Genomic DNA, 24564 nt, shown 5'->3' on the forward strand with positions numbered 1-24564 from the left:
CTGATGAGCGAAGAATCATTGGATTTCCAGTTCGACGCCGCCTACCGCGGCGAATCCGAGCAGATGGGCTTGGGCGCCAAGCCGCCGTGGAGCATCGGCGAGCCCCAGCCGGAGTTGGCCGCCCTGATCGAGCAGGGCAAGTTCCACGGCGACATCCTCGACGTCGGCTGCGGTGAGGCCGCCATCTCGCTGCACATGGCCGAGCGGGGCCACACCACCGTGGGCCTGGACCTGTCGTCGACCGCCATCGACCTGGCGCGCGCCGAAGCCGCCAAGCGCGGTCTGACCAACGCCACGTTCGAGGTTGCCGACATCAGCAACTTCACCGGCTATGACGGCCGGTTCGGCACCATCGTCGACAGCACGCTGTTCCACTCCATCCCGGTGGAGGCACGCGACGGCTACCAGCGCTCCATCGTGCGGGCTGCCGCGCCGGGGGCGTCCTATTTCGTGCTGGTCTTCGACAAGGCCGCCATCCCGGCGGGCCCGCCGTTCGCGGTGACCGACGACGAACTGCGCGACATCGTGTCGAAGTACTGGGTGATCGACGAGATCAAACCGGCCCGGCTGCACGCGGTGTTCCCCGACGACTTCCCCGGTTTCGGCGGCGTTCCGCTGCAAGACGAGCCGGGCGGTCGCAAGTCGGCTGCGGGCTGGCTGCTCTCCGCGCACCTGGGCTGACAGCCATGACCGCGGGGAAACTCCCCGGCTGGCTCAAGCCGATGAACAAGGTCATGGTGGCGATGCAGAAGCTCGGCATCACCGCGGGCCCGGTCAGTGTGTTGACGGTGCCCGGCCGCAAGTCCGGTCAGCCGCGCAGCACCCCGATGACGCCGTTCACCTACGGCGGGCGACCGCACGGTGTGGCGTTTCCGGGTGCCGACTGGGCCAGCAATGCACGCGCCGCGGGCGTGGGAACCCTGAGCCGCGGTCGCAAGTCGCGGCAGGTGCAGATCGTCGAACTGTCGGCCGAGGAGGCCCGCCCGGTGTTGCGGGTGTTTCACGACGAGGTGCCGGTCGGTGTCGGCTTCATGAAACGCACCGGCTTGGTGCAACAGGGCACCCCGGACGAGGTGGAGGCACTGGCCGGGCGCGTCTCGGTCTTCCGGTTCGACCCGCTGCCGAACTGACCGTCGTCAGGCCGGGAGCTTGCGGGCCGAGTGCAGCGCCACGATGCCGCCGGTGAGGTTGCGCCAACCCACGTCCGACCAGCCTGCCTGCCCGATCTGCTCGGCCAGCGCGGCCTGATCCGGCCAGGCGCGAATCGACTCGGCCAGATAGACGTAGGCCTCCGGATTTGACGACACGGCGCGGGCCACCGCCGGCAGTGCCCGCATCAGGTACTCCTTGTAGGCGGTGGCGAACACCGGGATTCTCGGAGTGGAGAACTCACAGACCACCAGCCGCCCACCGGCTTTGGTCACCCGGGCCATCTCGCGCAGGCCCGCCACGTGGTCGACGACGTTGCGCAGCCCGAAGCTGATCGTCACCGCGTCGAACACCGCGTCGCCGAACGGCAGTTTGGTGGCATCCCCGGCCACCTTGGGCACGTCACGCTTGTGGCCGGCGGCCAGCATGCCGACCGAGAAATCCGCGGCCACACACCACGCACCGGATTTCGCGAGTTCGACGGTCGACACGGCAGTGCCGGCGGCCAGGTCCAGCACCTTCTCCCCCGGCTGCAACGCGAGAGCCTTGCGGGTGGCCCGGCGCCAGGCACGGTCGCGGCCCAGCGACATCACGGTGTTGGTCAGGTCGTAGCGGCGCGCGACGCCATCGAACATCGATGCCACGGCGTGGGGGTCTTTGTCCAGGCTGGCGCGGCTCACCGGGTTGACGCTACCCGCCTCCGATAAGGTTCGTGGAATGCGGTCTTGGCTGGGCACATTGGTGGCACTGGTGACGTTCGGCGTGGCGTTGGCGGCTCCGGCGACAGCCGAACCGCCCGGCACCGCGCTGGCACCCGACCACTTCGGGGTGCTCGCCGGATCGGCCGACGCCCCGGTGCAGCTGGAGATCTTCTGCGACCCGCAGTGCTCCGAATGCGCGAAATTCATGGCGGACTCCGGTGACGAGCTGGGCCGGCACCTGGCCGCCGGGGATGTCGCGGTGACCTACCGGTGGATGACGTTTCTGGACGCCCGCCGGGGCAATGACACCTCCGCGCGGGTCGGCAACGCGCTGATGGCAGCCGCCGACCCGGCCACCTCGGCGGCGACCTACCAGACGTTCGTCAACGAGCTGTACCGCAACGGCGGCACCCCGAACCTCGAGGAGATCGCGACCACCGCTCGGGACAGCGGCCTGCCCGCCCACGTGGTGGACCGGATCGCCGCCGGGGAGTTCGCGGTCGACCCCACGTCGATGAACGCCTTCAACCGGGTGCAACTGCTGGCGGCCAACCCGGAGAGTCCCGGCACCCCCACGGTTTACGACCTTGGCACCAGAACGGTCGTCGAAACCGATGATGTCGGCTGGCTGGACCGGCTACCGCGCTAGGCGCCGTTCGACGACGGCCAACCCCGCCAGCGCGGCGATGCCGACCAGCCAGGCGATCACCACGATCGAACCGGCCGGGATGATCGCCAGCACCGCGGTGCGGTGCTGCACCCTCACCAGGTCGGGGTCGCTCTTGTCGTATTCGACGTAAATGCGCATCCCGGTTGCCAATTCGGACGGGTAGAGCACTCCGAGCTCGGGGCGGTAGGTGATTCGCTCCGGGGTGACGAACTCGATGGTCGAGCGCCGGAAACCCGCGTTGAGAACCTCGGCCTCGGCCACCCCCATGTCACGCTCGATGGCGATGTCGTTGCGCCAAGCCCCCGCCACCAACAGCAGCGACTGCAAGGTGACCACGATCATCATGATCAGCACCGCCATCCGCGACCAGCGCAGTAGGCGTCCGGCCAGGCTATGCCGCGCCACGGCGCCCTCGCCGTGAATCAGTCTGCCCAGCAACGATTTCAACGATGTGAAGCGGGGCGATCTCACAGCGCTGCCTTGATCGCGGCGTGCAGCGCCCGCAGCGAGGAGCGGTCGGCTTTGACCTCGAGCACCCGCATGCCGCCGGCGGGTTCGGCCAGCGCGGCGCCGAGCTGCTCGACCTCGATCTGGCGGGACTCGACGTGATACGCGCGGCACAGCGCGCCGACGTCGACGTCGTGCGGGGTGCCGAAGATCCGCGACGACACGTCGGCGAACCGGGGGTCACCTTGTTCCAGCAGCTCGAAGATACCGCCGCCATTGTCGTTGGAAACCACGATGGTCAGCTGCCGCGGCGTCGGCTCGGTGGGCCCGATCAGCAGCCCGGAGCTGTCGTGCACGAACGTCAGATCCCCGATCAGGGCGATGGTGCGGCCGGGATCGGACCCGGTCTGCGTTCGTTCAAAGGCCAGCGCCGCGCCGATCGCGGTGGACACCGTGCCGTCGATACCGGCGACCCCGCGGTTGGACCGAACCACCACGCCGTCGGCGGCGAAACCCACCAGCGCGGCGTCGCGCACCGGGTTGGAGGCGCCCAGCACCAGCTGGTCGCCGGGCCGCAGCGCGTCGGTCACCGCGGCGGCCACATGCAGGCCCGTGGTGAGCGGGTGGGCGGCCAACTGGTCGCGCACCGCGGCATTGGCGCTGGCGTTCAGCTCCGCGCAGCGGCGCAGCCAGGCCGCATCCGGTTGCCCGGTGGTGACGGCTCGGGTGCCGGTGGCCTGCGAGTTTCCCGACACGTCCGGCCAGCGCGGCCCGGTGGTCAGCGCGAACACCGGCACCGAGGGATCGGCCAGCAGCGCCGACACCGGCCGGTGCAGGGTGGGCCGGCCGGCCATGATGACCTGCTGCGGGCGCAGCAGCGGCAACGCCAGCGGGTGCAGTGGATGCTGCGGCGCCGGGGCGGTCGGTTCGGCGACGGTGGGCAGCGCCGCCAGGTTCGGGTGCGTCCCGGCGCCGTGCCCGGCGATCACCACGGTGTCGGGCGTCAAGTCGATGTCCAACGGCTGGTCGAAGGTGACCGGCGGGGTATAGGTCCACGGCAAGCCGCCCCGCCGGCCCGGCGGCAGCGACCCCGAATCGTCGGGCTCGGGCACCAGCGGCTCACGCAGCGGGATGTCGAACTGCACCGGCCCGGCGTTGGCGGTGCGAGATCCGTTGGCGGCGGCCAACACCCGGCACACCGCCGAGCGCCAAGTGGCGTTGAGGGCAGCCATCCGCTCCGGCGCGTCCTCGGCCAGCCCCAGGCTGATGGTGGCGCGTACCTGGGTGCCGAAGTAGCCGAGCTGCTCCATGGTCTGGTTGGCGCCGGTGCCCAGCAGCTCATAGGGCCGGTTGGCGGACAGCACGATCAGCGGCACCCGCGCGTAGTTGGCCTCCACCACCGCGGGCCCCAGATTGGCCACCGCGGTGCCCGAGGTCATCGCCACGCACACCGGTGCGCCCGCGCCCACCGCCAACCCGATCGCCAGGTAGCCGGCGGTGCGCTCGTCGATGCGGACGTGCAACCGTAGCCGGCCGGCCCGGTCGGCGTCGTGCAGCGCGAACGCCAGCGGTGCGTTGCGCGACCCCGGGCACAGCACCACGTCGCGGACGCCGCCGCGGATCAGCTCGTCGACGACGATGCGGGCCTGTGCCGTCGAGGGGTTGGTCATTGTTATGAGGTTAGTCGTGCGCCGGGGGCGCAGGCGTCCAGCGGAAGGGCCGGCCGTCGACCTCGGTCAAGAACTCCAGCGCGGCCTTGTTGACCTCGTCGGGTCTCTCGATGAACCCGAGGTGTCCGGCGTCGGGAATCTCGAGGTAGCGGGCGCCCGGGATGGCGTCGGCAACCTCGCGACTCAAGTGAGCCGGGGTGACGACGTCGTCGCCGAACCCGATCACCAGCACCGGCGCGGTGATGTTGGCGTAGGCCGGAAGCCGGTTGGTCAGCGGCGCCACGTCCAATTGGCAACGCAGGCCCGGGGTGTTCTTGATCGGCCACATGGTGAACATCGCGATCCAGTCCCTGATCGCGGCGTCGTCGCTGAGGGTCTTCGGCGAAAAGCTTTCCAGCATCCGCACTTTCGCTTCGTACTCGGCGGGCAGCTCGATGCCGGACTCGGCGAGTTTGACCTCGGCTTGATAGAAGAAGTCGCGGGTGCGGTCGTGGCGGCCGCGGGTGGCCATCAGCACGGCGGATTTCACCAGTTCGGGGCGGGCCAGCATCAGTTCCTGGGCGATGAACGAGCCCATCGACACCGCGACGATGCGCACCGGGCCGACGTCGAGGGTTTCGATCAGCTGCGCGGTGTCGGCGACCATGGTCTCGGTGGTGAACCCCGAGGCGTTCTCGGTGGCGCCGATGCCGCGGTTGTCGAAGGTGATCGGGCGGTAGCGGGCGAGTTGGAAGTCGCGTACCTGGTGCAGGTGCCAGCCGCGGCCCGCGCCGCCACGCCCGGCGATGAACAGCACCGGATCGCCATCCTGATTACGGTCGTCGTAAGCAAGGTTGGTCACGGTGTGAAGGTACGCGACCCGCCGACACCTTAAGGTGTCAGGAGCAACGGCGCAGCTGGGGACGGTGATGCGGAGCGGGACCGCGGGGATGGCATCAGGGCTGGTGCTGGCCTGCGCCCTGCTGACCGGTTGTTCGAGGGTCACCGTCGGCCTCGCGGTGCCTGCCGACCACGACGGCCCCCGGCCGGTGGCGGCGGCGGCGCTGCCGGATCTGCTGCTGGAGGCCTCCACCGTCAGCGACATCATGGGCTCCCACGAGATGCGGGTCAAAGACTCCCGGTCACGGATGTTCGACTCCGTCGGGCAGTTCCCCGACCGCGCCTGCATGGCGGCGTGGATGCCCGTCGAGCAGTCGGTCTACGCCGACACCGAGTGGACCGCGACGTACGTGCAGACCCTCTCCGAAGCCTCGCTGGACCACTTCGTGATCCAGGCCGTGACGATGTTCGTCAGCCGCGACGACGCGCAGAGCTTCTTCGACGCGACCGTCCGGCGGTGGTCACCCTGCGGCGAGCGGTCCTTCACGACCAGTAAGGACGGCGACGTGGAGACGCCGTGGACGTTCGACACCGTCGTCGACGTCGATTCCACGGTGTGGATGACCCAACACCAGGACGACAGCGCGGGCTGGTCATGCCAACGGGCACTGCGCGTCGCCAACAACATCGCGATCGATGTGCTGGCGTGCAAGCTCTACGTCGGCGACGAAGCCGTCACGATCGCCAACAGCATCGACGCGCGGCTGCCCAGCGTGTGAGCACTCAGAGCTTCTTGATACCCCGGACGATCCGGTGGAACGGGACCACGGCGGTCAGGCCGTTGCGCAGGCTGCGTTGCAGGGCACTCAAGTTTGCCAACACGATGTAGCGCACCCCGCAATCCCGCCACACCGCAACCTGGTCGATGACCTCGCCGGGCGTACCGACCAACGCCGTGCCCCGAACCATTTCCGGGGTAATGCCTTTGATGTGGGACAGTGCGGTCTGCTCGTCCCAGCCATGGGGTAGCAGGTCTTGCGTCGGCCTGCCAAGAGTAAGCGCCTACCCTAAATGCGCGTAACAGGCTTTGATCCGCTCGATCCACCACTGCCGCCGCTGCGGTGAGGCGGCCAGCGCGTGCAGCCGGGCCGGATCCGGTGTTACGGACCGCACCGGCAAGTAGCCGGCTGTTTGTGGCGGCGTCTCGGCGATGTCTTCGACGAACAGCGACCCGGTGCCCAGCCCGCAGGCGTGCGGCAACTCCGGCAGTGCCGCCGCCGCATGCAGACCGGCGCCAATGCCGACCGCGGAGTCGATCGCGCTGGAGATCACCACCGGGATGCCGATCTGTTCGGCGATCTGCAGCAGCGCCGAAATGCCGCCCAGCGGCGCGACTTTGAGTACCGCGATATCGGCGGCGCCGGCTTTCGCGACGGCCAGTGGGGCCTGGCTTCCTACGGCCTTGCGGATGCTCTCGTCGGCCGCGACCGGGATGTCGATGCGGCGGCGCAATTCGGCGAGTTCGGCGACGGTGGCGCAGGGTTGTTCCAGGTATTCCAGTGCGCCGGTAGCGGTCAGCGCGTGCGCCGCCTGCACGGCGTCGTCGACGCCCCAACCGCCGTTGGCGTCGACCCGCACGGTCGGGATGAGCGCGCGGACCGCCTCCACGCGGGCCACGTCGTCGGCCAGTGCCTGGCCGGGTTCGGCGACCTTCACCTTGGCTGTGCGGGCGCCGGGAAACCGGGCCAACACGTCGGGCACCTGCTCGGCGTCGACGGCGGGCACGGTGGCGTTGATCGGGATGCGGTCGCGGCGGCCCGGCGGCGGCGGCTGGTAGGCGCCCTCGATGGCAGCAGCCAGCCAGTGCGCGGCTTCAGGCGGTTCGTACTCGGGGAACGCCCCGAACTCTCCCCAGCCTGCCGGGCCGTCGATCAACGCAAGCTCGCGAACGGTGATGCCGCGGAACCGCACCCGCATCGGCAGCGCGACGACATGCACGCGGTCCAGCAGATCCTGCAGCGAAGGGTGCGGCATAGATGTAGGTTCTCAGATCATGCGGACTGGCGCGGAGCCCTCTCACCGGGGCCCGCCACGACAGCCGTCGGTCGGCCTCAGCATGGCCGCCGCCCTCGACGCGATGATCGCCGCCCCGATACCGCTACTGTCATCGCTCGGTTCGCCGGAGCACTACGCGACGGCTTCGGCCGAGCTCGATGCCGCCGTCGGCTACTACCGCGACGCCGGCTGGCTCGACGACCCGGGACGCCGGCACCGCAGCCCCGACGCGCCCGCCCACCTGCAGATCGCGCGCCTGCCGGGCCGGCAACAGGGGATCGAGGTCGCCTGGTTCGACAGCGGGTGGCGGCCCGAAACCGGCGAGCCCGGTGCCGGGCGCTGGCTGTCTTTGCGCGCCAACGAACGGGTACCGGTCCGGCTGCTGCGCCATCCCGGCGTCCCGCGGCCCTGGCTCGTCGCCGTTCACGGGCAGAGCATGGGACGACCGAGCGATGTCAAGATGCTGCGGGTGCGCCGGCTGCATCAGGAACTCGGCATCAACGTGGCACTCCCGGTGCTGCCGCTGCACGGCCCGCGCAGCTGCGGTTTTTCCCCCGCCCGGCAGTTCGCCTCCAACGTGTTCGCCACCAACAACGTATTGGGGCTCACCCAGGCGGTGTGGGACGTCCGCCGGCTGCTGGGGTGGCTGCGCAACGTCCAACGGGCACCCGCGGTGGGCGTGCTCGGGGTGTCCCTGGGCGCTTACGTCAGTAGCCTGTTGTCGACGCTCGAGGGTGAGCTGGACAGCGTGATCGCGGTCGTGCCGACGAGCGACCTGGCCGCCTCGATGCGCGAGGCGGCGCCGCTCACGCGCGCGAAGCGTCGGTGGCACCGCCGGATACATGACCATCGCTCGGCGCTGGTGCACCGGGTGGTCTCGCCGCTTGCCGCGCCGTGCCTCGTTCCCCACCAGCGGCGCCACATCGTGGCCGGCCAGGTCGACCGGATCGCCCCGCCGCGCGGCGCCGCCCAACTCTGGCAGCACTGGGACGAGCCCTCGATCGCATGGCGTCCACGTGGCCACGTCACCGCATGGCGCGGCGCCGAGTACGACGACCACATCGCGTCGATCCTGATCGCGGATGGGCTGCAACACCGATCGTGAGGAACCGGAGGAGGGACGTTGCGCCAACTGTCCAGCGCTGATTGGACGATGGTTTCGCTCGACAGTGCCGCCGCCCACAACACCATCGGCATCGTCGGCATCTACGACCCTGCAACACGCAATGAGCCACGCAACGGGACGCACCGTGGGCCCGTCAGCTACGACGAGGTGCTGGCATACGTCGAGGCGCGCCTGCACGTCGCCGAGAGCTTCCGGGAGCGGCTCGTCCATGTGCCGTTCGGCGCCGATCGGCCGTGGTGGATCCGGGACGGCGGCTTCGACCTCGAATACCACGTCCGCCACATCGCGCTGCCCGGTCCCGGAAGCTGGCGGCAATTCTGCACTCAGATCGCCCGCATCCACGCCCGCCCCCTCGATCTGGCCCGACCGCCCTGGGAGCTGTACCTGATCGACGGGCTCGACGCCGTCGACCACGTGCCCAAGGGCGCCTTCGCGGTGTTCCTGCGGGTGCACCATGCCGCTATCGATGGCGTCGCCGGCGCCGAGATACTCACCGCGCTGCACACCCACGAGCCCGACGGGGAACCGCCACCGCCACCCGAGGGCTACCACTGGGAGCCCGACGCCGTCCCGTCCGACCTCGAGCTGCTGGGCCGGGCCGCGCTGCACGGCGTCGGCCGGCCCTTCGGCGTGCTGGGACAGGTCGGCAAGGTGGCGCGCCAAGTGCCGATGCTGCTGTCCGACAACCGCGACCCCGAGCTCACCTCACCCGCGTCGTTACCGCAGGCGACCCGCTTCAACCAGGTGGTGTCGCCCCACCGGGTGTTCGGCACCGCCTACACGACGCTGGACGTGCTCAAGGAGATCCGCACGGCACTGCCGGAAGCCAAGATCAACGACATCGGCCTGGCCATCGTCGGCGGGGCCATCCGCCGCTACCTGCTCGACAAGGACGAGTTGCCCGAGCAGGCGATGGTGGCGATGATGCCGATCTCGATCCGGCCGACGGCCACCCGCGCCAGCGGCGACGCCGCCGGGACCAGCGGAAACGAGTACTCGGTGGCGCCCATCACGATGGCGACCGACGAGGATGATCCGCTGGCGCGGCTGGCGCGGATCGTGACGTCGACCGCGCACGTCAAAGAAGCCGGTGCCCACCCCGTGCGCACGCTCATCGAAATGTCGGAGGAGGCGCTCGGCGGGCTGATGGGCACCGTGCAGCGGGCAGCCGTGCGCGCGCTGAGCCGGCGCGGGCGTGCGGTGGCCGCCCACACCCTGGTGAGCAACGTCCCCGGGCCGCTGACACCGATGTACTTCTGCGGCGCGCAGATGGTCGACACCACCGGCCTGGGTCCGGTGCTCGACGGCATGGGCCTCAACAACGGCATCGGCAGCTACGGCAACCGGGTGACCTTCTGCTTCACCGCCGACCGCGCCGCGCTGCCCGACCCCGAGGTCTACGAGCAGTGCCTGCGCGACGCCGTCGACGAGTTGCTGGCCGCCGCGCGCGCTCGCAGTTGAGGCCGGCGAGATCGACGCCCGCTCTGGTTGCGGTGGGCACGGCCGGGCCGAATTACAACACGTTCTAGTCTGGCCAGATGGACGACCACCCACAGTTGCGCAACCCCGTTCACATGGGCCACCTGCTGGCCGGCGCGCTCAAACGCCACCGCGACACCCCGGTGCTGTTCCTCGGCGACACCACGCTGACCGGCGGCCAGCTGGCCGACAAGATCAGCCAGTACATCCAGGCCTTCGAGGCGCTGGGCGCCGGCACCGGCACCGCGGTCGGGCTGCTGTCGCTGAACCGTCCCGAGGTGTTGATGATCATCGGCGCCGGGCAGACCATGGGTTATCGGCGTACCGCGCTGCACCCGCTGGGTTCGCTGGACGACCACGCCTACGTGCTGGCCGACGCCGGGATCTCCACGCTGATCATCGACCCGAACCCGGCATTCGTGCAGCGTGCGGTGGGCCTGCTGGAGAAGGTCGAGTCGCTGCGCCAGATCTTGACCATCGGACCGGTCCCCGACGCACTGACCGACGTGGCGAGCGATCTGTCCGCCGAGGCGGCGAAGTATCCGGTGCGCCCACTGGTGGCCGCCGATCTGGCCCCGGATCACATCGGCGGGCTGACCTACACCGGCGGGACGACCGGCAAGCCCAAGGGCGTGATCGGCACCGTGGAGTCGATCACCACCATGACGCAGATTCAGCTCGCCGAGTGGGAGTGGCCCGCTGATCCGAAGTTTCTGATGTGCACCCCGCTGTCGCATGCCGGGGCGGCGTTTTTCGCCCCAACCCTGATCAAGGGCGGCCAGATGGTGGTGGCGGCGAAGTTCGATCCCGCCGAGATCCTGAAAACCATTGAGGAGCAGCGGATCACCGCGACGATGCTGGTGCCGTCGATGCTGTATGCGTTGATGGACCACCCGGATTCACGCACCCGGGATCTGTCGTCGTTGGAGACGGTGTACTACGGGGCGTCGGCGATCAACCCGGTGCGGCTGGCCGAGGCGATCGAGCGGTTCGGGCCGATCTTCGCCCAGTACTACGGCCAGTCCGAGGCGCCGATGGTGATCACCTACCTGGCCAAGGGCGACCACGACGCGAAGCGGCTCACCTCCTGCGGGCGCCCGACGCTGTTCGCACGCACCGCACTGCTGGGCGCGGACGGCCAACCGGTGCCCCAGGGCGAGGTCGGCGAGATCTGCGTCGGCGGGCCGCTGCTGTCCGGCGGGTACTGGAACCTGCCCGAGGCGACCGCGGAGACGTTCCGGGACGGCTGGATGCACACCGGCGACATGGCCCGCGAGGACGAGGACGGCTTCTGGTTCATCGTCGACCGGGTCAAGGACATGATCGTCACCGGCGGCTTCAACGTGTTCCCCCGCGAAGTCGAAGACGTGGTGGCAGAGCATTCTTCGGTGGCGCAGGTGTGTGTGATCGGCACCCCGGACGACAAGTGGGGCGAGGCGGTGACCGCGGTGGTGGTGTTGCGCCCCGAGGCGCCCCGCGACGACGAGGCGATCGCGGCGATGACCGCCGAGATCCAGGACGCCGTCAAGGAACGCAAGGGCTCGGTGCAATCCCCGAAGCGGGTGATCGTGGTCGACGCCCTGCCGGTGACCGCGTTGGGCAAGCCGGACAAGAAAGCTGTCCGCGCCCAGTTCTGGGAAGGCGCCGAGCGGGCCATCGGGTAACGGCTGACGCGGAGCGCCCCGGTACGGTCGCAAGCGTGAGCAGCAACCCTTTTGACGAGAGCATCTGGCGAACGGTCGACGGCTTCGCCGACCTGACCGACATCACCTACCACCGCCACGTCACCGACGCCACGGTGCGGGTGGCCTTCGATCGCCCCGAGGTGCGCAACGCGTTTCGCCCCCACACCGTCGACGAGCTGTACCAGGTGCTCGATCACGCCCGGATGTCCCCGGACGTCGGGGTGGTGCTGCTGACCGGCAACGGGCCGTCGGCCAAAGACGGCGGCTGGGCGTTCTGCTCCGGTGGCGATCAGCGCATCCGCGGCCGCAGCGGCTACCAGTACGCGTCCGGGGAGACCGCGGACACCGTCGATGTCGCCCGCGCCGGGCGGCTGCACATTCTGGAGGTGCAGCGGCTGATCCGGTTCATGCCCAAGCCGGTGATCGCCCTGGTCAACGGCTGGGCGGCCGGCGGCGGGCACAGCCTGCATGTGGTGTGCGACCTGACGCTGGCCAGCCGCGAGCACGCGAAGTTCAAGCAGACCGACGCCGACGTCGGCAGCTTCGACGGCGGCTACGGCAGCGCGTACCTGGCCCGCCAGGTCGGCCAGAAGTTCGCCCGGGAGATCTTCTTTCTGGGCCGGGCCTACACCGCCGAGCAGATGCACGCCATGGGTGCGGTCAACGAGGTCGTCGACCACGCCGAGCTGGAGAGCGTCGGCGTGGACTGGGCGCGTCAGATCAACGGGAAATCCCCTCAGGCGCAACGCATGTTGAAGTTCGCCTTCAACCTGCTCGACGACGGCTTGGTGGGCCAGCAGCTGTTCGCCGGCGAGGCCACCCGGCTGGCCTACATGACCGACGAGGCCGTGGAGGGCCGGGATTCGTTCCTGGAGAAGCGCGACCCGGACTGGCGCAGGTTCCCCCGCTACTTCTGAGTGGGCGGCGTTCGCCGAGGCTGTCGTTGGCGCGAAGAAGTGCGAGTGGCGGGCACGGTAACGACAGCCTCGAGGAGCATCCGACGCGCCGCATAGAGTGGCTATCCATGAGCAAGAGCCCCCTACGCCGCCTGACCGAGGCGGTCGCCCTGGCTGCGATGCGCCCGCCCGTCGCCCCGCAGCTGCTGGCATATCGGCCGCTGGCCAAACCGGTCGACCTGAGCGGCAAGCGGGTGCTGCTCACCGGCGCGTCATCGGGCATCGGTGAGGCCGCCGCCGAACTGTTCGCCGACGCCGGCGCCACCGTGGTGGCGGTGGCCCGACGCAAGGATCTGCTCGACGAGGTCGCGGGGCGCATCACCGCCGCCGGCGGCGACGCGACCGCCATCGCGTGCGACCTGTCCGACATGGACGCCGTGGACGCGCTGGCCGCCGACGTACAGCAGCGCCTGGGCGGGGTGGACATCCTGGTCAACAACGCCGGCCGCTCCATCCGGCGGCCGCTGGCCGAATCCCTGGACCGCTGGCACGACGTCGAGCGGACCATGACGCTGAACTACTACTCGCCGCTGCGGCTGATCCGCGCGATCGCCCCGGGCATGTTCGAGCGCGGCGACGGGCACATCATCAACGTCGCCACCTGGGGCGTGATGACCGAAGCCTCACCGTTGTTCGCGGTGTACAACGCCTCCAAGACCGCGCTGTCGGCGGTCAGCCGCGTCATCGAAACCGAATGGGCGCAAAAGGGTGTGCACTCCACGACGCTGTACTACCCGCTGGTGGCCACCCCGATGATCGCGCCGACCAAGGCCTTCCAGAACCGGCCCGCACTGACCGCGCACGAAGCCGCCGAGTGGATGATCACCGCGGCGCGCACCCGGCCGGTCCGGATCGCCCCGCGGATCGCGGTGACCGCCCGGGCACTGGACGTGATGGCGCCGGGCCTGGTGACCACGGTGATGCAGCGCGGGACGTGATAGACACGAGGCCATGGAGAGCTCGTGGAGGTCCTAGCCAGCCGGGTGCTGCTCCGACCGGCCGACTACCAGCGTTCGCTGCGGTTCTACCGCGATGAGATCGGACTGGCGATCGCCCGCGACTACGGCGCCGGGATGGTGTTCTACGCCGGGCAGTCGCTGATCGAGCTGGCCGGTCACGGCGGCTCGGAACGTCCGGGGGCGCCGTTTCCCGGCGCGCTGTGGCTGCAGGTGCGCGACATCGCCGCCACCCAGGCCGAACTGGAGGGCCGGGGCGTGCCGATCGCCCGCGAAGCACGCCGGGAGCCGTGGGGGCTGCATGAGATGCATGTCACCGACCCCGACGGCGTCACGCTGATTTTCGTGGAGGTACCCGCCAATCACCCGCTGCGCCGCGATACCCGCCAGGACAAACGCGCCGAACCCGAAGGTTAACGGCAGGCAAACACTTCGAAACGTCTCGGAGTACACCCGCATTTCGCCAGCGTGATCGTTAGACAACGACACCAGCGGCCGCCAGAATTGACGCTGTGATGCTCTGGTGAGCCTTGATCTGTTCCTCTTGATCATCGTGGTGATCACGGCGCTCGGCTTCGACTTCACCAACGGATTTCATGACACCGGCAACGCCATGGCGACGTCGATCGCCAGCGGGGCGCTCAAGCCCAAGGCCGCCGTCACCATGTCGGCCTGCCTGAACCTGATCGGCGCATTCCTGTCGACCGCGGTCGCGGCGACCATCGCCAAGGGACTGGTGGACGCCCACCTGGTGACCCTGGAACTGGTTTTCGCCGGCCTGGTCGGCGGCATCGTGTGGAACCTGCTGACCTGGCTGCTGGGCATCCCGTCCAGCTCCTCGCACGCCCTGATCGGCGGCATCGTGGGTGCGATGATCGCCGCCGTCGGCACGCACGGGGTGATCTGGAGCGGCGTGGTGTCCAAGGTGCTGATCCCCGCCGTGGTGGCCACCGTGATCGCCACCTTGATCGCCTCCGTCGGCACCTGGCTGGTGTACCGCATCACCCGCGGCGTCGACGAGCAGAAGTCCGAGAAGGTGTTCCAGCGCGGCCAGATCGGCTCCGCCGCGCTGGTGTCGTTGGCGCACGGCACCAACGACGCCCAGAAGACCATGGGCGTGATCTTCCTGGCCCTGATGTCCTACGGCGCGGTCAGCACGTCGGCGACGCTGCCGCCGCTGTGGGTGATCGTCAGCTGTGCGCTCGCGATGGCGGCCGGCACCTACACCGGAGGCTGGCGCATCATCCGCACGCTGGGCAAGGGCCTGGTCGAGATCAAGCCGCCGCAGGGCATGGCCGCCGAGTCGGCCGCCGCCTCGGTGATCTTGTTGTCCAGCCACTTCGGTTACTCGCTGTCCACCACTCAGGTCGCCACCGGGTCGGTGCTGGGCAGCGGTGTCGGTAAGCCGGGCGCCCAGGTGCGTTGGAGTGTCGCCGGGCGGATGGTGTCGGCGTGGCTGGTGACGCTGCCGATGGCCGGCGGTGTCGGCGCCGGCGCCTACGGCATCGTGCACGGCATCGGCGGCTACCTCGGGATCGGCGTCGGCGTGACGCTGCTGATCACCGCGGTGCTGGCGATCTGGCTGCGGTCGCGTCGGGCGCGCATCGACCACCACAACGTCAACGCCGAATGGGAGGGCAGCCTGACCGGCGGCCTCTCCACACCCAGCCACGTGCCGCTTCCGGCGGACGCCCCGCTGGTCGAGCAGGCCCTGCGGTCGGCATTCGAGACCGGCCCCGAGGCGCCGCAGCTGACCATCGTCCCGACCGGCGACGCCAGCGCGCGCGAAACCATCCGCTCATGAACGAGTGGTTCAACTACGCCGCAACGGGCAAGATCCTGGTCTTCGGACTGCTGGTCGGCGCCGCGCTGCCGGCGCTGTTCGCGGTCGCCACGCGAATCAATGTCGCCGCCAACGGTGGTTCCGGCGGGGTCGGCGTCCGGCGGCCGCTGCTGATCGCGGTCAGTTGGGCGATCTTCCTGTTGGTGTTGGTCGTGGCCGTCGTCGGGGTGCTGTTCGTCGCCCGCGACTTCCTGGGCCATCACTTCGGGTGGTACCTGCTGGGAGCCAAGCCGCAGTAGCCCGGCTCGCCCGCCGACTTTCGAGCTGAGTACCCGTAATATCGGTCGCGGACATGTTCGGTGGGCGACGTGGGAAAGGTGACGCGGGATGAACAAATTTCTCACCTCGATCGTCGCCTGGCTGCGCGCCGGATATCCCGACGGTGTCCCGCAGACCGACTACATCCCGCTGCTGGCACTGCTGTCACGGCGGCTGACCAACGACGAGGTCAAGACCGTCGCCGGTGAACTGATCGGGCAGGGCGAATTCGACCACATCGACATCGGGGTGATGATCGCCCGACTCACCAACGAACTGCCCGCCCAAGAAGACGTGGACCGGGTGCGGGATCGGTTGGCCGCCAAGGGCTGGCTGCTCGATGACGCCGCCAGCGGCGGAGGCACGCCATAGCCGTCCTGCGCGCGCTGGTCGTCCCACCCGATGGCGCGGTATCGACACTGCTGCCCGCCCTGCAGGACGTTCTCGACGGCCACAGCGCCGCACTGACACCGGTCCTCGCCGACGGCGACCCCTCGGTTCTGGCGGCCCTGCGGGTCGGTGAGCCCGTCGACGACGATGTCGCACTGGTCGTGACGACGTCGGGGACCACCGGGGCGCCCAAAGGAGCACTGTTGACCGGCGCGGCGCTGCAGGCCAGCGCGGCAGCCACCGAGAACCGGTTGGGCGGTCCGGGCCGCTGGCTGCTGGCGTTACCGCCGCTGCACATCGCCGGAATACAGGTCGTGGTGCGCAGCCTACTGGCCGGTACCACGCCGGTACAGATCGACGTCGCAACGGGTTTCGACGTCGAGCGGTTGCCGGCCGCGGTCGCCGAACTCGGGTCCGGGCGGCGTTACACCTCGCTGGTGGCCACCCAACTCGCCAAGGCGCTGGAGGCTCCCGCCTCGACGGCCGCGCTGGCAGAACTCGACGCGGTGCTGCTGGGCGGCGGCCCGTCGCCGCAACCGATTCTGGACGCCGCGGCGGCCGCGGGGGTGCGGGTGGTGCGCACCTACGGCATGAGCGAGACCGCCGGCGGCTGTGTCTATGACGGCGTGCCGCTGTCCGGGGTGCGGGTGCGCATCGGCGACGACGGGCGGATCGCGCTCGGCGGGCCGACACTGGCCCGCGGCTACCGCAATCCCGTCGACCCGGACCCGTTCGCCGAGCCGGGCTGGTTCCACACCAATGACATTGGGGCGCTGGATTCTTCGGGACGCCTGCGTGTGCTCGGGCGCGGCGACGACGCGATCAGCACCGGCGGGCTGACCGTGATGCCCGGACCGGTCGAAGCCGTGCTGTCGACCCATCCCGCGGTGGCCGACTGCGCGGTGTTCGGTGTCCCCGACGATCGGTTGGGCCAGCGGGTGGCGGCCGCGGTGGTGGTGGCCGGCGCCGAGCCCCCGACGCTGGCGGCGCTGCGCGCCCACATCGCGGGGTCCCTGGACGCCACTGCGGCGCCGCGTGAGTTGCACATCGTCGCCGCACTGCCTCGACGCGGGATCGGAAAACTGGACCGGAAATCGTTGGTGCGGCAGTTCTCTCGTTGAGCTGGCACGCTCAAGCGGGGGTCAGTCGCCGCCGCTGCCACCGGACGAACCGCCACCGGACGAACCGCCGCTGGAACCACCACCCGACGAACCACCGCTAAAGCCACCGCTCGAACCGCCGCCCGACGAACCACCGCTGGACGAGCCACCGCTCGAACTACCACCGGAACCGCTGCTTGAGCCACCGCCGCTCGAGCCACCGGAGCTGCTCCCAGAGCCACCGGAGCCACCACTGGAACCACCACCCGACGAACCACCGCTGGACGAGCCACCGCTCGAACTACCGCCGGAACCGCTGCTTGAGCCACCGCCGCTCGAGCCACCGGAGCTGCTCCCAGAGCCACCGGAGCCACCACTCGACCCCGAGGAACCGGACCCACCCCCAGAACCACTGGAGCCGCTGCCCGAGCCACCACCACCGGAACCGGCACCGCCGGACCCGGTACTGCCGGAGCCCGTACTGCCGGAGCCCGTACTGCCGGACCCGGTACTGCCGGAGCCGCCGGAATCGCTGCCCGCTCCCCCCGCACCGGATCCGCTTGAATCACCACCCGATCCAGTGCTGCCCGAACTGTTGCCATCCGACCCGCCAGAGCTACCGCCGGAACCACCGCTATGTCCACCAGCGCCGCTGTCACCCGAGCCACCCGAGTCACCACCCGACCCGCCCGGGCTACTGCCGGAGCCACCGTCGTCGCCGCCCGTGCCGGTACCACCTGAGTGGTCTCCACCGGAATCGTCGGCGCCGGAACCGCTGCCGCCGGAACTACTTCCGCCCGAACCGCTTCCACCGGAACCGGTGCCGCCGGAGCCCGAATCTCCACCAGAGCCAGTGCCGCCGGAGCCGGCGTCTCCACCGGAGCCGGTGTCCCCGGAGCCGGCATCTCCGCTGGACCCGGTACTCCCGGAGCCCGCATCTCCACCGGAACCGGCACTGCCGCCGGAATGACCACTGCCGGTTTCACCGCCACCGGAACCGATGTCCCCCCCACCGATTCCGCCGGTGCCACCGCTATCGCGACCCGAATCACCCAGCCCGCCACGGCCACCGTCAATCGGTCCGGGGATGATCGGGATCGGAATCGGGAACGGGATCAGCGCGGGACCCGACGGCGCGGGTGCCGTCGGCGGCACGATCGGTGGCGGGGCAACTGCGGCCGGCGGCACCGGATTCAAGGGAGCAACAACGGGATTGGGTACGGGAACGTGCGGTGCGGCCACGGGCGCGGGCTTCGGGGCCGGCAGCGCGGGAATGAAGTTACCCGGAACCGGCTGCGGCTGCAGCGGCTGCGTCAATACCGGTGGCTCCACCTGGGTGGCCGCGGCGGTCGGGCGAATACCGACCGTGACGGCCACCGCCAGCGCAGCGCACCCCGCCACCAGAATCCCGCCGACCGAACTGCCGATCAGCAGGGCCCGGCCCACCGGCGGCGGCAGCACCTCGGGCTCGTCGCCCCCAGCGGATTCGTCATAGGCGTCGTAGGCGTCGTAGCCGTCCCCCTCGCCCTCGGCGTACTCCACCGGCAACAGTTCGGAGTCGTCATCGGTCATCGAGTACGCCAGCTGTTGTTCGGGCTCGCCCCCCGCTATCGCCGGCTCCGCCGTTGTGGCCGCACCGCCCGCCGGGTCAATGTCGGACAGCGAGGCGGCCATCGTCGGCTCACCGGCGGTCGTCGCCAGTGCGGCCATCGTCGCATCGCCGTCGGGCGCCGACAGCATCGTCGTCTCGCCGTCCTCGCCCTCCACATTGCGCGCCAACGCCACCGCCGAGCGGGCCTGCGACTGCTCGGAGACGTTCTCGACTCCGGCTTCGTCGAGCGCCCGACGAAGCTCGGCCAGCAACGCCGCATCCGACCAGCACAGCCGGGTGGCGGCCAGACGATGGCCTTCCTCGGCCAGCACGCGGTGGGTGCCGGTCACCGTTTCTGCCAGCGTTGCGACCGGATCCTGCGTGAGGTCGAGCATCGACTCGTCGAGCACGGCATCGCCGTAGGCGTCCGATTCCACCAGTGCCAAGCGGGCCAGCGCGCCGGTAACCGACACGCCCAGCGCGACATCCATGCGCGCGCCTCCTTCCGCCGCCGGCTTCAATCAGCCAGTTTAGCGGCGCGAGACGACAGCAAAGCGGTTCGATGTTGGCTGATCAGCGGTGTGCGGCCGACGCGCGGTTAAGGTGAGCTGGTGATCGCCGAGTCGACCCGGCGCTGGAACATCGGCCGTGACGTGACCGCCGCGGTGCTGCTGTGCGTTGCGCCGGCGCTGCCCTGGAGTCTGTACTTCGGAGCCGGGATTCCCGGCAGCGACACCAGGTTGCTGGCCGTGCTCGCCGCGGCAACCGTGCTCGCGCTCGGGTCGGTGGCCGCGACCTACGCCGGGCCCTGGGGGATCCTGGGAACGCACGCCGATCCCGCACTGGCCGGGCGGCTACGCCGACTGCTCAGCGCCCCCTACCTGCTGCTGGTGTTGGGTGTGGTGGTCGTCGACGTGGTGCAGACCATCCAGTACGGCGGCACCTCCCGGCCGCCCGGCGGGGTGGGCCCGGGAGCCTGGCTGGGCGTCGCGGGCGCAGTGCTGGCCGGGCAGCCGGTGCTGGCCGGTCCCGTCCGGTACTGGAAGCGCGGCGCCCGTCTGCTGGGCGACGTCGCGATCGCCGGCGCCGCCTTGAGCGTGCTCTTCAACTTGTACTGGCGAGTGCACTTCGCCGTTCCCGATGTGCACTCGGCAAGCGACTTCGGCAGGCCGCACGCCGCCATCATCGCGACCGCCCTGGTCTACGGGGCGGTGGCCTGGATCACGGTGGCCATCGCATCACGGTGGATTCTGCGTCGCGACAAGGCATCACAGCTCTGCGTGGTGCTGCTCGGAGGAGCCGCCCTGCTGGCAGGTGTGCTGGTGTGGGTGTTGCCGGTGGGCCGTCTCATCGACAGCTTTCACGGCATCGCGCAGAACACCTCCACCGCGGGTGTGGGTTTCGAAGGTTACCTGGTGTGGGTGGCTGCGGCGGCGATCTTCGCGGTGGCCGCGGTGCGCGACGCATCGGCGGCAACGTGGCTGGGAGCGACACGAAATACCTTGCTGCTCATCATCATCTGGTGCCTGGGGTCGGTGTTGATGCGCATCAACGACCTCGTTGTCGCGGTCAGTCTGGAGCTGCCGTATTCGCCGTATGATAGCGCGGCGATGGCGTCCTTCGACGTGGTGACCGCAGTGGTAGCGATCTGGTTGCGGATCAACCTGGCGAATCGGTCGATTCCGGCGGCTGCCCTGTGGTCGGTGGCCGCGGTGCTGTTCGGGTTCACGATCGCGCGCATCGTGGTCGGTGTCGGACTGGCGCCGCGTCTGCCGGATTCGCAGCGGACCGACGCAGTGGCGCAGCCGGTGTACGGCAACGGCCTCGCCCAGCAGATCACCAGCACGTTCGATGTGATGCTGTGCGGGCTGGCGCTGTGTGCGCTGCTGGTCACGATCGTCGCGGGCCGGTTCGCGCTGCCGGCCGACGACCGCCCCAAACCCGGCGACCCCGGCACCCCGCGGATCTTCCGGACGACCGGATCCACGCGCAAAGTGCGTGCCGGCGGGCCGAAAATCTACCGGGGCGCTGACGATTCGGCGGGCGACGAGTCGATTCAGGGCAGCTCGAACGGCAGCTCAACGCCCTCGTAGGGCAGGCAGTGGGTGCAGCTGCGCTCTTCGTCGACCTGTTCGATTCCCCGATGTACCAGCTTTTTGAACGGCTCGATGTTCTTTTCGAACTCGGCGAAGACGTCGACGACCTTCACCCCGCTGCCGACGTCAACGCCGGCGTCCAGATCGGTGACCAAAGCAATTGCGGCATAACACATCTCCAGTTCGCGAGCCAGTACCGCCTCGGGATAGCCGGTCATGTTGATCAGCCGGAAGCCCGCCGAGGCGAACCACTGGCTCTCGGCGCGGGTGGAGAATCGCGGACCCTGGATCACCACCATGGTGGCGCCGTCGACGACGTCGGGCAGGCCGGTCACCACCGAGCGCAGCGTCGGGCAGTACGGGTCGGCGAACTCGACATGCACGCCGCCGTCGTCGAAATAGGTGTCGGCGCGACCCCGGGTGCGGTCCACCAGCTGATCGGGCACCACCACCGATCCGGGGGGCAGCTCCGGGGTCAGGCTGCCGACCGCGCAGGGCGCAAGGATCCGCCGCACCCCCAGCGTGCGCAGCGCCCACATGTTGGCCCGATACGGCACGGTGTGCGCCGAATACTCGTGCCGCTCGCCGTGGCGCGGCAGAAACGCGACCTCGTGCCCGCCGACGGTGCCGATCATGATCTCGGCACTGGGCTTGCCGTAGGGGGTGTCGCACTGCACACGGCGCGCGTCGTCACCGAAGAACGAGTAGAAACCACTACCGCCAACCACGCCCAGCAAGTCAGCCCCTCCCGCGTGCAAGGATCGTGCCCATGTCTGAAAGGGCCAGCTTTGCACAGTGGATCGAAGGCGCGCGTCCCCGCACCCTGCCCAATGCGATCGCCCCGGTGGTCGCCGGAACCGGCGCGGCTGCCTGGCTGGGCGCCGCGGTGTGGTGGAAGGCGCTGCTGGCGCTGACGGTCGCGGTGGCGCTGATCATCGGGGTGAACTTCGCCAACGACTACTCCGACGGCGTCCGCGGCACCGACGACGACCGAACCGGCCCGCTGCGGCTGGTCGGCTCGCGGTTGGCCACGCCGCGCGCGGTGCTGACGGCGGCGATCGTCGCGCTGTCGGTCGGCGCGCTGGCCGGGCTGGCGCTTGCGCTGGTCAGCGCCCCGTGGCTGCTGGCCGTCGGCGCGGCCTGTATCGCCGGGGCGTGGCTCTACACCGGCGGATCACGGCCGTACGGCTACGCCGGGTTCGGCGAGATCGCGGTGTTCGTGTTCTTCGGCCTGGTCGCGGTGCTGGGCACCCAGTACACCCAGGCACTGCGGGTGGACTGGGTCGGGGTGGTGCTGGCGGTCGGTGTCGGCGCGCTGTCGTCGGCGGTGCTGGTGGCCAACAATCTGCGCGACATCGCCAGCGACGAACCGGCCGGCAAGATCACGCTGGCGGTGCGACTCGGCGACGCCCGCACGAGAGTGCTGTTTCAGCTGCTGGTCGCGATGGCCGGCCTGCTGACATTCGCGCTGATGCGGGCCACGCCGTGGTGTGCGGCCGGATTCATCGCCGCGCCGCTGGCGCTGCGGGCCATCGCCCCGGTGCGCTCCGGGCAGGGCGGTGTCGCGCTGATCCCGGTGCTGCGCGACACCGGCTTGACGATGCTGGTGTGGGCGGTGGTGGAGGCGGTGGCGCTGTCCGTCCCCCAGTGAAACCCGTTGATGCGATGCATCAACGGGAAAACTCACTCCCCGCGCAGCCGGGCCTGCAGATCCGCACGATCGCGCCGGCGCCGCTCGCCGGCGGCGGCCATGCTCTCGGTGGCGCGCCGGCGCAGCGGGGTGAAGATCCACATACCCAACGGCAGCGCGATGATCAGCGCCAACAGCATCGCGATGATCGGCGGGAAGTCGCTCAGGCCGATCAGCCGCCCCAGCCCGTAGATCACCGCGCTCAGCACCACCACCAGCGCCAGCCGGGCAGCCGTGTACACCGCCACATCGATTACCGCACGACCCATCCGGGGTCCACCCTGTGTCACGGTCATCAAGCCTACTGTCGGCTCAGCGAGGCTTCGGAGCCGCTAACGGTATATTCGGCGCCAGGAGGTGTCGCGAGTGCTCTACCTGCTCCTCATCCTGGCCCTGGGGACACTGGTCTACCTCGGCCTGCGCGCCAGCCGTTCGCGGCCGAAGACGCGCGTGATCGGGCCGGACGATGACCCGGATTTCCTGTGGAAACTCAGCCAGGGCGATAACCAGCCGTAGCGCGCTACACGAAGTGCTGGTTGAACCGGTCGTCGCCCGGGAACGCCTCGGCGACCACGGCGGCCAGCTCGACCAGGGCCTCGCGGGTCTCGCGCTTGAGGCGCATCATGTCGATCTCGGCGCCCTCCTCCAGGTGCGGGTCGAACGGCACCAGTCGCACCGCGCGACACCGCCGGGAGAAGTGGTCGACCACCTTCTGCATGTCGACCTTGCCCGACCGCGGCCGCACGGCGTTGATGACAGCGATCGAGTTGCGCACCAGCTCCTCGTGGCCGTGCGCGTCGAGCCAGTCCAGCGTCGCCGACGCGCTGCGTGCGCCGTCGACCGAGCCGGAGCTGACCACGATCATGGTGTCGGCCTTGGACAGCACCGCCGACATGGCCGAATGCATCAGGCCGGTGCCGCAGTCGGTGAGGACCAGGCTGTAGAACCGTTCCAGCACCTGCAGCGTGCGGGCGTAGTCCTCGGCGCTGAACGCCTCCGACACCGCCGGATCGGTCTCCGAGGCCAGCACCTCCAGCCGGCTGGGCCCCTGGTTGGTGTAGCTGCGGACGTCGCTGTAGCGCTGGATGCCGTCGGCGTCGCGCAGCAGGTGGCGCACGGTGGCCGGGGTCTCCATCGGCACCTTCTGGCTCAGCGTGCCCCGGTCCGGGTTGGCGTCCACGGCCACCACCCGGTCGCCGCGGATGGAGGCGAAGGTGGCACCCAGGGTCGCGGTCACCGTCGTCTTGCCGACGCCGCCCTTCAGCGACAGCACCGCGATCCGGTGACAGCCCTGCAGCGGCCGGTTGACCTGCACCACCAGGTCGTTGTAGCGGGCGGTCCGCGGGCTCTCCCCGACATTGATCAACTGCCCGGACAGCACATAGAGCAGCCGGCGCCAGCCCGACGTCGGCGGCGGCTTGACCTGCCGCAAGAGTGAGGTGGTGGACAGATCCGAGAACGGCGCGATGGGCTCCGCCGGGCGATACGGGGCGCTTCCCGCGCCGCCGGGGCCACCGGGGCCGCCGGCCTGACCGCCGTAGTAGACCGGCGGCGGGTTGTCCATCGGCTGCGGCACCCAGGTCGCCTGTCCGGGGTTCCACTGCTGTTGCTGGGACTGGGTCTCGGCGGGCGCCGGCCACGGGTCAAGCGGTTCGGCGAACCGGCGTTCGGTGCGGAAGCCGCCGAAGGACCGGGTCACCGAACCATCAGCACCATCAGCGCCCTCGTTCCGCTGCTGCAACGAGCCGGTGTCCGGATCACCGCCAGGGGCCTCGTCCGCCCCGGTGACCTGCTGATACGGCCGGAACTGGGTGGTCGGATGATCCGTCATCTCGTGACCCTGGGTGGCGTCACCCGGTGCATGGTCGGACACTGATATCTCC

The 24564-nt window shown here is 69.8% G+C and carries 27 protein-coding genes; 17 read left to right on the forward strand and 10 right to left on the reverse strand.

From position 1 onward, the window contains the following. Positions 1–3: 3 nt before the first annotated feature. On the forward strand, positions 4–681 hold the full coding sequence (locus G6N19_RS06305; RefSeq protein WP_041316965.1) for a class I SAM-dependent methyltransferase: 678 nt from the start codon (positions 4–6) through the stop codon (positions 679–681). A gap of 5 nt (positions 682–686) precedes the next feature. Beyond that, positions 687–1130 carry a nitroreductase/quinone reductase family protein gene (locus G6N19_RS06310; protein ID WP_041316962.1) on the forward strand — a complete coding sequence of 148 codons (444 nt, stop codon included), beginning with the start codon at positions 687–689 and terminating at the stop codon, positions 1128–1130. A gap of 6 nt (positions 1131–1136) precedes the next feature. Here the strand turns inward: G6N19_RS06310 and G6N19_RS06315 are convergent, their stop codons facing one another. After that, positions 1137–1829 (reverse strand): demethylmenaquinone methyltransferase, encoded by a 693-nt coding sequence (locus G6N19_RS06315; RefSeq protein WP_083037704.1) that lies wholly within the window; start codon positions 1827–1829, stop codon positions 1137–1139. A 37-nt stretch (positions 1830–1866) separates the two neighbouring features. Here G6N19_RS06315 and G6N19_RS06320 point away from each other — a divergent pair, with 37 nt between their 5' ends. Next, the gene (locus G6N19_RS06320) at positions 1867–2499 is read left to right on the forward strand and encodes a DsbA family protein (protein WP_193465998.1); all 633 of its coding nucleotides are present in this window, start codon (positions 1867–1869) and stop codon (positions 2497–2499) included. On the opposite strand, the gene G6N19_RS06325 is transcribed toward G6N19_RS06320, so the two are convergent. From G6N19_RS06325 to G6N19_RS06335, 3 genes are read right to left on the reverse strand one after another with little or no spacing between them, the layout of a single operon-like run. Next, a complete protein-coding gene (locus tag G6N19_RS06325) occupies positions 2488–2991 on the reverse strand; it encodes a DUF3592 domain-containing protein (RefSeq protein ID WP_109559466.1) in 504 nt (167 codons plus the stop codon). The genes G6N19_RS06320 and G6N19_RS06325 overlap by 12 nt on opposite strands. After that, complete coding sequence (menD, locus tag G6N19_RS06330; protein WP_013827491.1) at positions 2988–4637, reverse strand: 2-succinyl-5-enolpyruvyl-6-hydroxy-3-cyclohexene-1-carboxylic-acid synthase; 1650 nt, start codon at positions 4635–4637, stop codon at positions 2988–2990. The genes G6N19_RS06325 and menD overlap by 4 nt, the downstream gene beginning before the upstream one ends. A gap of 10 nt (positions 4638–4647) precedes the next feature. Further along, positions 4648–5478: an alpha/beta fold hydrolase gene (locus G6N19_RS06335; protein ID WP_041316956.1), complete on the reverse strand. Its 831-nt coding sequence runs from the start codon at positions 5476–5478 to the stop codon at positions 4648–4650. A gap of 88 nt (positions 5479–5566) precedes the next feature. Between G6N19_RS06335 and G6N19_RS06340 the strand changes: the two genes are divergently transcribed. Next, on the forward strand, positions 5567–6235 hold the full coding sequence (locus G6N19_RS06340; protein ID WP_193465999.1) for a sensor domain-containing protein: 669 nt from the start codon (positions 5567–5569) through the stop codon (positions 6233–6235). 4 nt (positions 6236–6239) lie between these two features. On the opposite strand, the gene G6N19_RS06345 is transcribed toward G6N19_RS06340, so the two are convergent. Continuing rightward, positions 6240–6425 (reverse strand): luciferase, encoded by a 186-nt coding sequence (locus G6N19_RS06345; protein WP_013827488.1) that lies wholly within the window; start codon positions 6423–6425, stop codon positions 6240–6242. A 93-nt stretch (positions 6426–6518) separates the two neighbouring features. Next, entirely contained in the window at positions 6519–7490 is a 972-nt protein-coding gene (locus tag G6N19_RS06350) for an o-succinylbenzoate synthase (RefSeq protein WP_193466000.1), read from the reverse strand. A 19-nt stretch (positions 7491–7509) separates the two neighbouring features. On the opposite strand from G6N19_RS06350, the gene G6N19_RS06355 reads away from it, so the two are divergent. The 10 genes from G6N19_RS06355 (at position 7510) to menE (ending at position 17325) form a co-directional block, all read left to right on the forward strand. Beyond that, a complete protein-coding gene (locus G6N19_RS06355; protein ID WP_158019423.1) occupies positions 7510–8616 on the forward strand; it encodes an alpha/beta fold hydrolase in 1107 nt (368 codons plus the stop codon). 48 nt (positions 8617–8664) lie between these two features. After that, positions 8665–10098, forward strand: a complete 1434-nt coding sequence (locus G6N19_RS06360) for a wax ester/triacylglycerol synthase family O-acyltransferase (protein ID WP_049792827.1) — start codon at positions 8665–8667, stop codon at positions 10096–10098. A gap of 77 nt (positions 10099–10175) precedes the next feature. Further along, positions 10176–11780, forward strand: a complete 1605-nt coding sequence (gene fadD8 / locus G6N19_RS06365; protein WP_193466001.1) for a fatty-acid--CoA ligase FadD8 — start codon at positions 10176–10178, stop codon at positions 11778–11780. A gap of 35 nt (positions 11781–11815) precedes the next feature. Then, positions 11816–12718 (forward strand): 1,4-dihydroxy-2-naphthoyl-CoA synthase, encoded by a 903-nt coding sequence (locus tag G6N19_RS06370; RefSeq protein WP_193466002.1) that lies wholly within the window; start codon positions 11816–11818, stop codon positions 12716–12718. Positions 12719–12825: 107 nt separating this feature from the next. Continuing rightward, positions 12826–13695, forward strand: a complete 870-nt coding sequence (locus G6N19_RS06375) for an SDR family oxidoreductase (RefSeq protein WP_193466003.1) — start codon at positions 12826–12828, stop codon at positions 13693–13695. Positions 13696–13719: 24 nt separating this feature from the next. After that, complete coding sequence (locus G6N19_RS06380; RefSeq protein ID WP_013827481.1) at positions 13720–14130, forward strand: VOC family protein; 411 nt, start codon at positions 13720–13722, stop codon at positions 14128–14130. 106 nt (positions 14131–14236) lie between these two features. After that, a complete protein-coding gene (locus tag G6N19_RS06385) occupies positions 14237–15517 on the forward strand; it encodes an inorganic phosphate transporter (RefSeq protein ID WP_193466004.1) in 1281 nt (426 codons plus the stop codon). Then, complete coding sequence (locus tag G6N19_RS06390; RefSeq protein ID WP_013827479.1) at positions 15514–15795, forward strand: hypothetical protein; 282 nt, start codon at positions 15514–15516, stop codon at positions 15793–15795. Before G6N19_RS06385 ends, G6N19_RS06390 begins: the two co-directional genes overlap by 4 nt. Positions 15796–15883: 88 nt before the next feature. After that, positions 15884–16186, forward strand: coding sequence for a DUF3349 domain-containing protein (locus G6N19_RS06395; protein WP_193466005.1), 303 nt, complete (start codon positions 15884–15886; stop codon positions 16184–16186). Positions 16187–16278: 92 nt separating this feature from the next. Continuing rightward, positions 16279–17325, forward strand: coding sequence for an o-succinylbenzoate--CoA ligase (menE, locus tag G6N19_RS06400; RefSeq protein ID WP_408632486.1), 1047 nt, complete (start codon positions 16279–16281; stop codon positions 17323–17325). Positions 17326–17346: 21 nt separating this feature from the next. Here the strand turns inward: menE and G6N19_RS21165 are convergent, their stop codons facing one another. After that, a complete protein-coding gene (locus G6N19_RS21165; protein WP_232062545.1) occupies positions 17347–19386 on the reverse strand; it encodes a hypothetical protein in 2040 nt (679 codons plus the stop codon). Between the two features lie 120 nt (positions 19387–19506). Between G6N19_RS21165 and G6N19_RS06410 the strand changes: the two genes are divergently transcribed. Then, positions 19507–20988 carry a DUF7937 domain-containing protein gene (locus G6N19_RS06410; protein WP_193466006.1) on the forward strand — a complete coding sequence of 494 codons (1482 nt, stop codon included), beginning with the start codon at positions 19507–19509 and terminating at the stop codon, positions 20986–20988. On the opposite strand, the gene G6N19_RS06415 is transcribed toward G6N19_RS06410, so the two are convergent. Beyond that, positions 20952–21728, reverse strand: coding sequence for an S-methyl-5'-thioadenosine phosphorylase (locus G6N19_RS06415; protein WP_013827474.1), 777 nt, complete (start codon positions 21726–21728; stop codon positions 20952–20954). The two genes, G6N19_RS06410 and G6N19_RS06415, sit on opposite strands and share 37 nt — an antisense overlap. Before the next feature lie 32 nt (positions 21729–21760). Between G6N19_RS06415 and G6N19_RS06420 the strand changes: the two genes are divergently transcribed. Further along, the gene (locus tag G6N19_RS06420; RefSeq protein WP_193466007.1) at positions 21761–22642 is read left to right on the forward strand and encodes a 1,4-dihydroxy-2-naphthoate polyprenyltransferase; all 882 of its coding nucleotides are present in this window, start codon (positions 21761–21763) and stop codon (positions 22640–22642) included. A gap of 32 nt (positions 22643–22674) precedes the next feature. Here G6N19_RS06420 and G6N19_RS06425 read toward each other — a convergent pair whose 3' ends face one another. Beyond that, positions 22675–22950 carry a DUF4229 domain-containing protein gene (locus G6N19_RS06425; protein ID WP_041316946.1) on the reverse strand — a complete coding sequence of 92 codons (276 nt, stop codon included), beginning with the start codon at positions 22948–22950 and terminating at the stop codon, positions 22675–22677. 97 nt (positions 22951–23047) lie between these two features. Between G6N19_RS06425 and G6N19_RS06430 the strand changes: the two genes are divergently transcribed. Further along, positions 23048–23197 (forward strand): hypothetical protein, encoded by a 150-nt coding sequence (locus G6N19_RS06430; protein WP_013827471.1) that lies wholly within the window; start codon positions 23048–23050, stop codon positions 23195–23197. Positions 23198–23201: 4 nt separating this feature from the next. Here the strand turns inward: G6N19_RS06430 and G6N19_RS06435 are convergent, their stop codons facing one another. Beyond that, positions 23202–24560: a nucleotide-binding protein gene (locus tag G6N19_RS06435; RefSeq protein ID WP_408632487.1), complete on the reverse strand. Its 1359-nt coding sequence runs from the start codon at positions 24558–24560 to the stop codon at positions 23202–23204. Positions 24561–24564 lie beyond the last annotated feature (4 nt).

This window comes from Mycobacterium novum, from assembly GCF_010726505.1.
Lineage (GTDB): Bacteria > Actinomycetota > Actinomycetes > Mycobacteriales > Mycobacteriaceae > Mycobacterium > Mycobacterium algericum.

Bases quoted from the DNA above. Each gene is read 5' to 3' on its own strand.
- menD (WP_013827491.1), bottom strand. From the start codon at position 4,637: ATGACCAACCCCTCGACGGCACAGGCCCGCATCGTCGTCGACGAGCTG.
- G6N19_RS06355 (WP_158019423.1), top strand. From the start codon at position 7,510: ATGCGGACTGGCGCGGAGCCCTCTCACCGGGGCCCGCCACGACAGCCG.
- G6N19_RS06340 (WP_193465999.1), top strand. From the start codon at position 5,567: ATGGCATCAGGGCTGGTGCTGGCCTGCGCCCTGCTGACCGGTTGTTCG.
- G6N19_RS06305 (WP_041316965.1), top strand. From the start codon at position 4: ATGAGCGAAGAATCATTGGATTTCCAGTTCGACGCCGCCTACCGCGGC.
- G6N19_RS06375 (WP_193466003.1), top strand. From the start codon at position 12,826: ATGAGCAAGAGCCCCCTACGCCGCCTGACCGAGGCGGTCGCCCTGGCT.
- fadD8 (WP_193466001.1), top strand. From the start codon at position 10,176: ATGGACGACCACCCACAGTTGCGCAACCCCGTTCACATGGGCCACCTG.
- G6N19_RS06310 (WP_041316962.1), top strand. From the start codon at position 687: ATGACCGCGGGGAAACTCCCCGGCTGGCTCAAGCCGATGAACAAGGTC.
- G6N19_RS06425 (WP_041316946.1), bottom strand. From the start codon at position 22,950: ATGGGTCGTGCGGTAATCGATGTGGCGGTGTACACGGCTGCCCGGCTG.
- G6N19_RS06360 (WP_049792827.1), top strand. From the start codon at position 8,665: ATGGTTTCGCTCGACAGTGCCGCCGCCCACAACACCATCGGCATCGTC.
- G6N19_RS21165 (WP_232062545.1), bottom strand. From the start codon at position 19,386: ATGGATGTCGCGCTGGGCGTGTCGGTTACCGGCGCGCTGGCCCGCTTG.
- G6N19_RS06420 (WP_193466007.1), top strand. From the start codon at position 21,761: ATGTCTGAAAGGGCCAGCTTTGCACAGTGGATCGAAGGCGCGCGTCCC.
- G6N19_RS06350 (WP_193466000.1), bottom strand. From the start codon at position 7,490: ATGCCGCACCCTTCGCTGCAGGATCTGCTGGACCGCGTGCATGTCGTC.
- G6N19_RS06320 (WP_193465998.1), top strand. From the start codon at position 1,867: ATGCGGTCTTGGCTGGGCACATTGGTGGCACTGGTGACGTTCGGCGTG.
- G6N19_RS06390 (WP_013827479.1), top strand. From the start codon at position 15,514: ATGAACGAGTGGTTCAACTACGCCGCAACGGGCAAGATCCTGGTCTTC.
- G6N19_RS06345 (WP_013827488.1), bottom strand. From the start codon at position 6,425: ATGGTTCGGGGCACGGCGTTGGTCGGTACGCCCGGCGAGGTCATCGAC.
- G6N19_RS06395 (WP_193466005.1), top strand. From the start codon at position 15,884: ATGAACAAATTTCTCACCTCGATCGTCGCCTGGCTGCGCGCCGGATAT.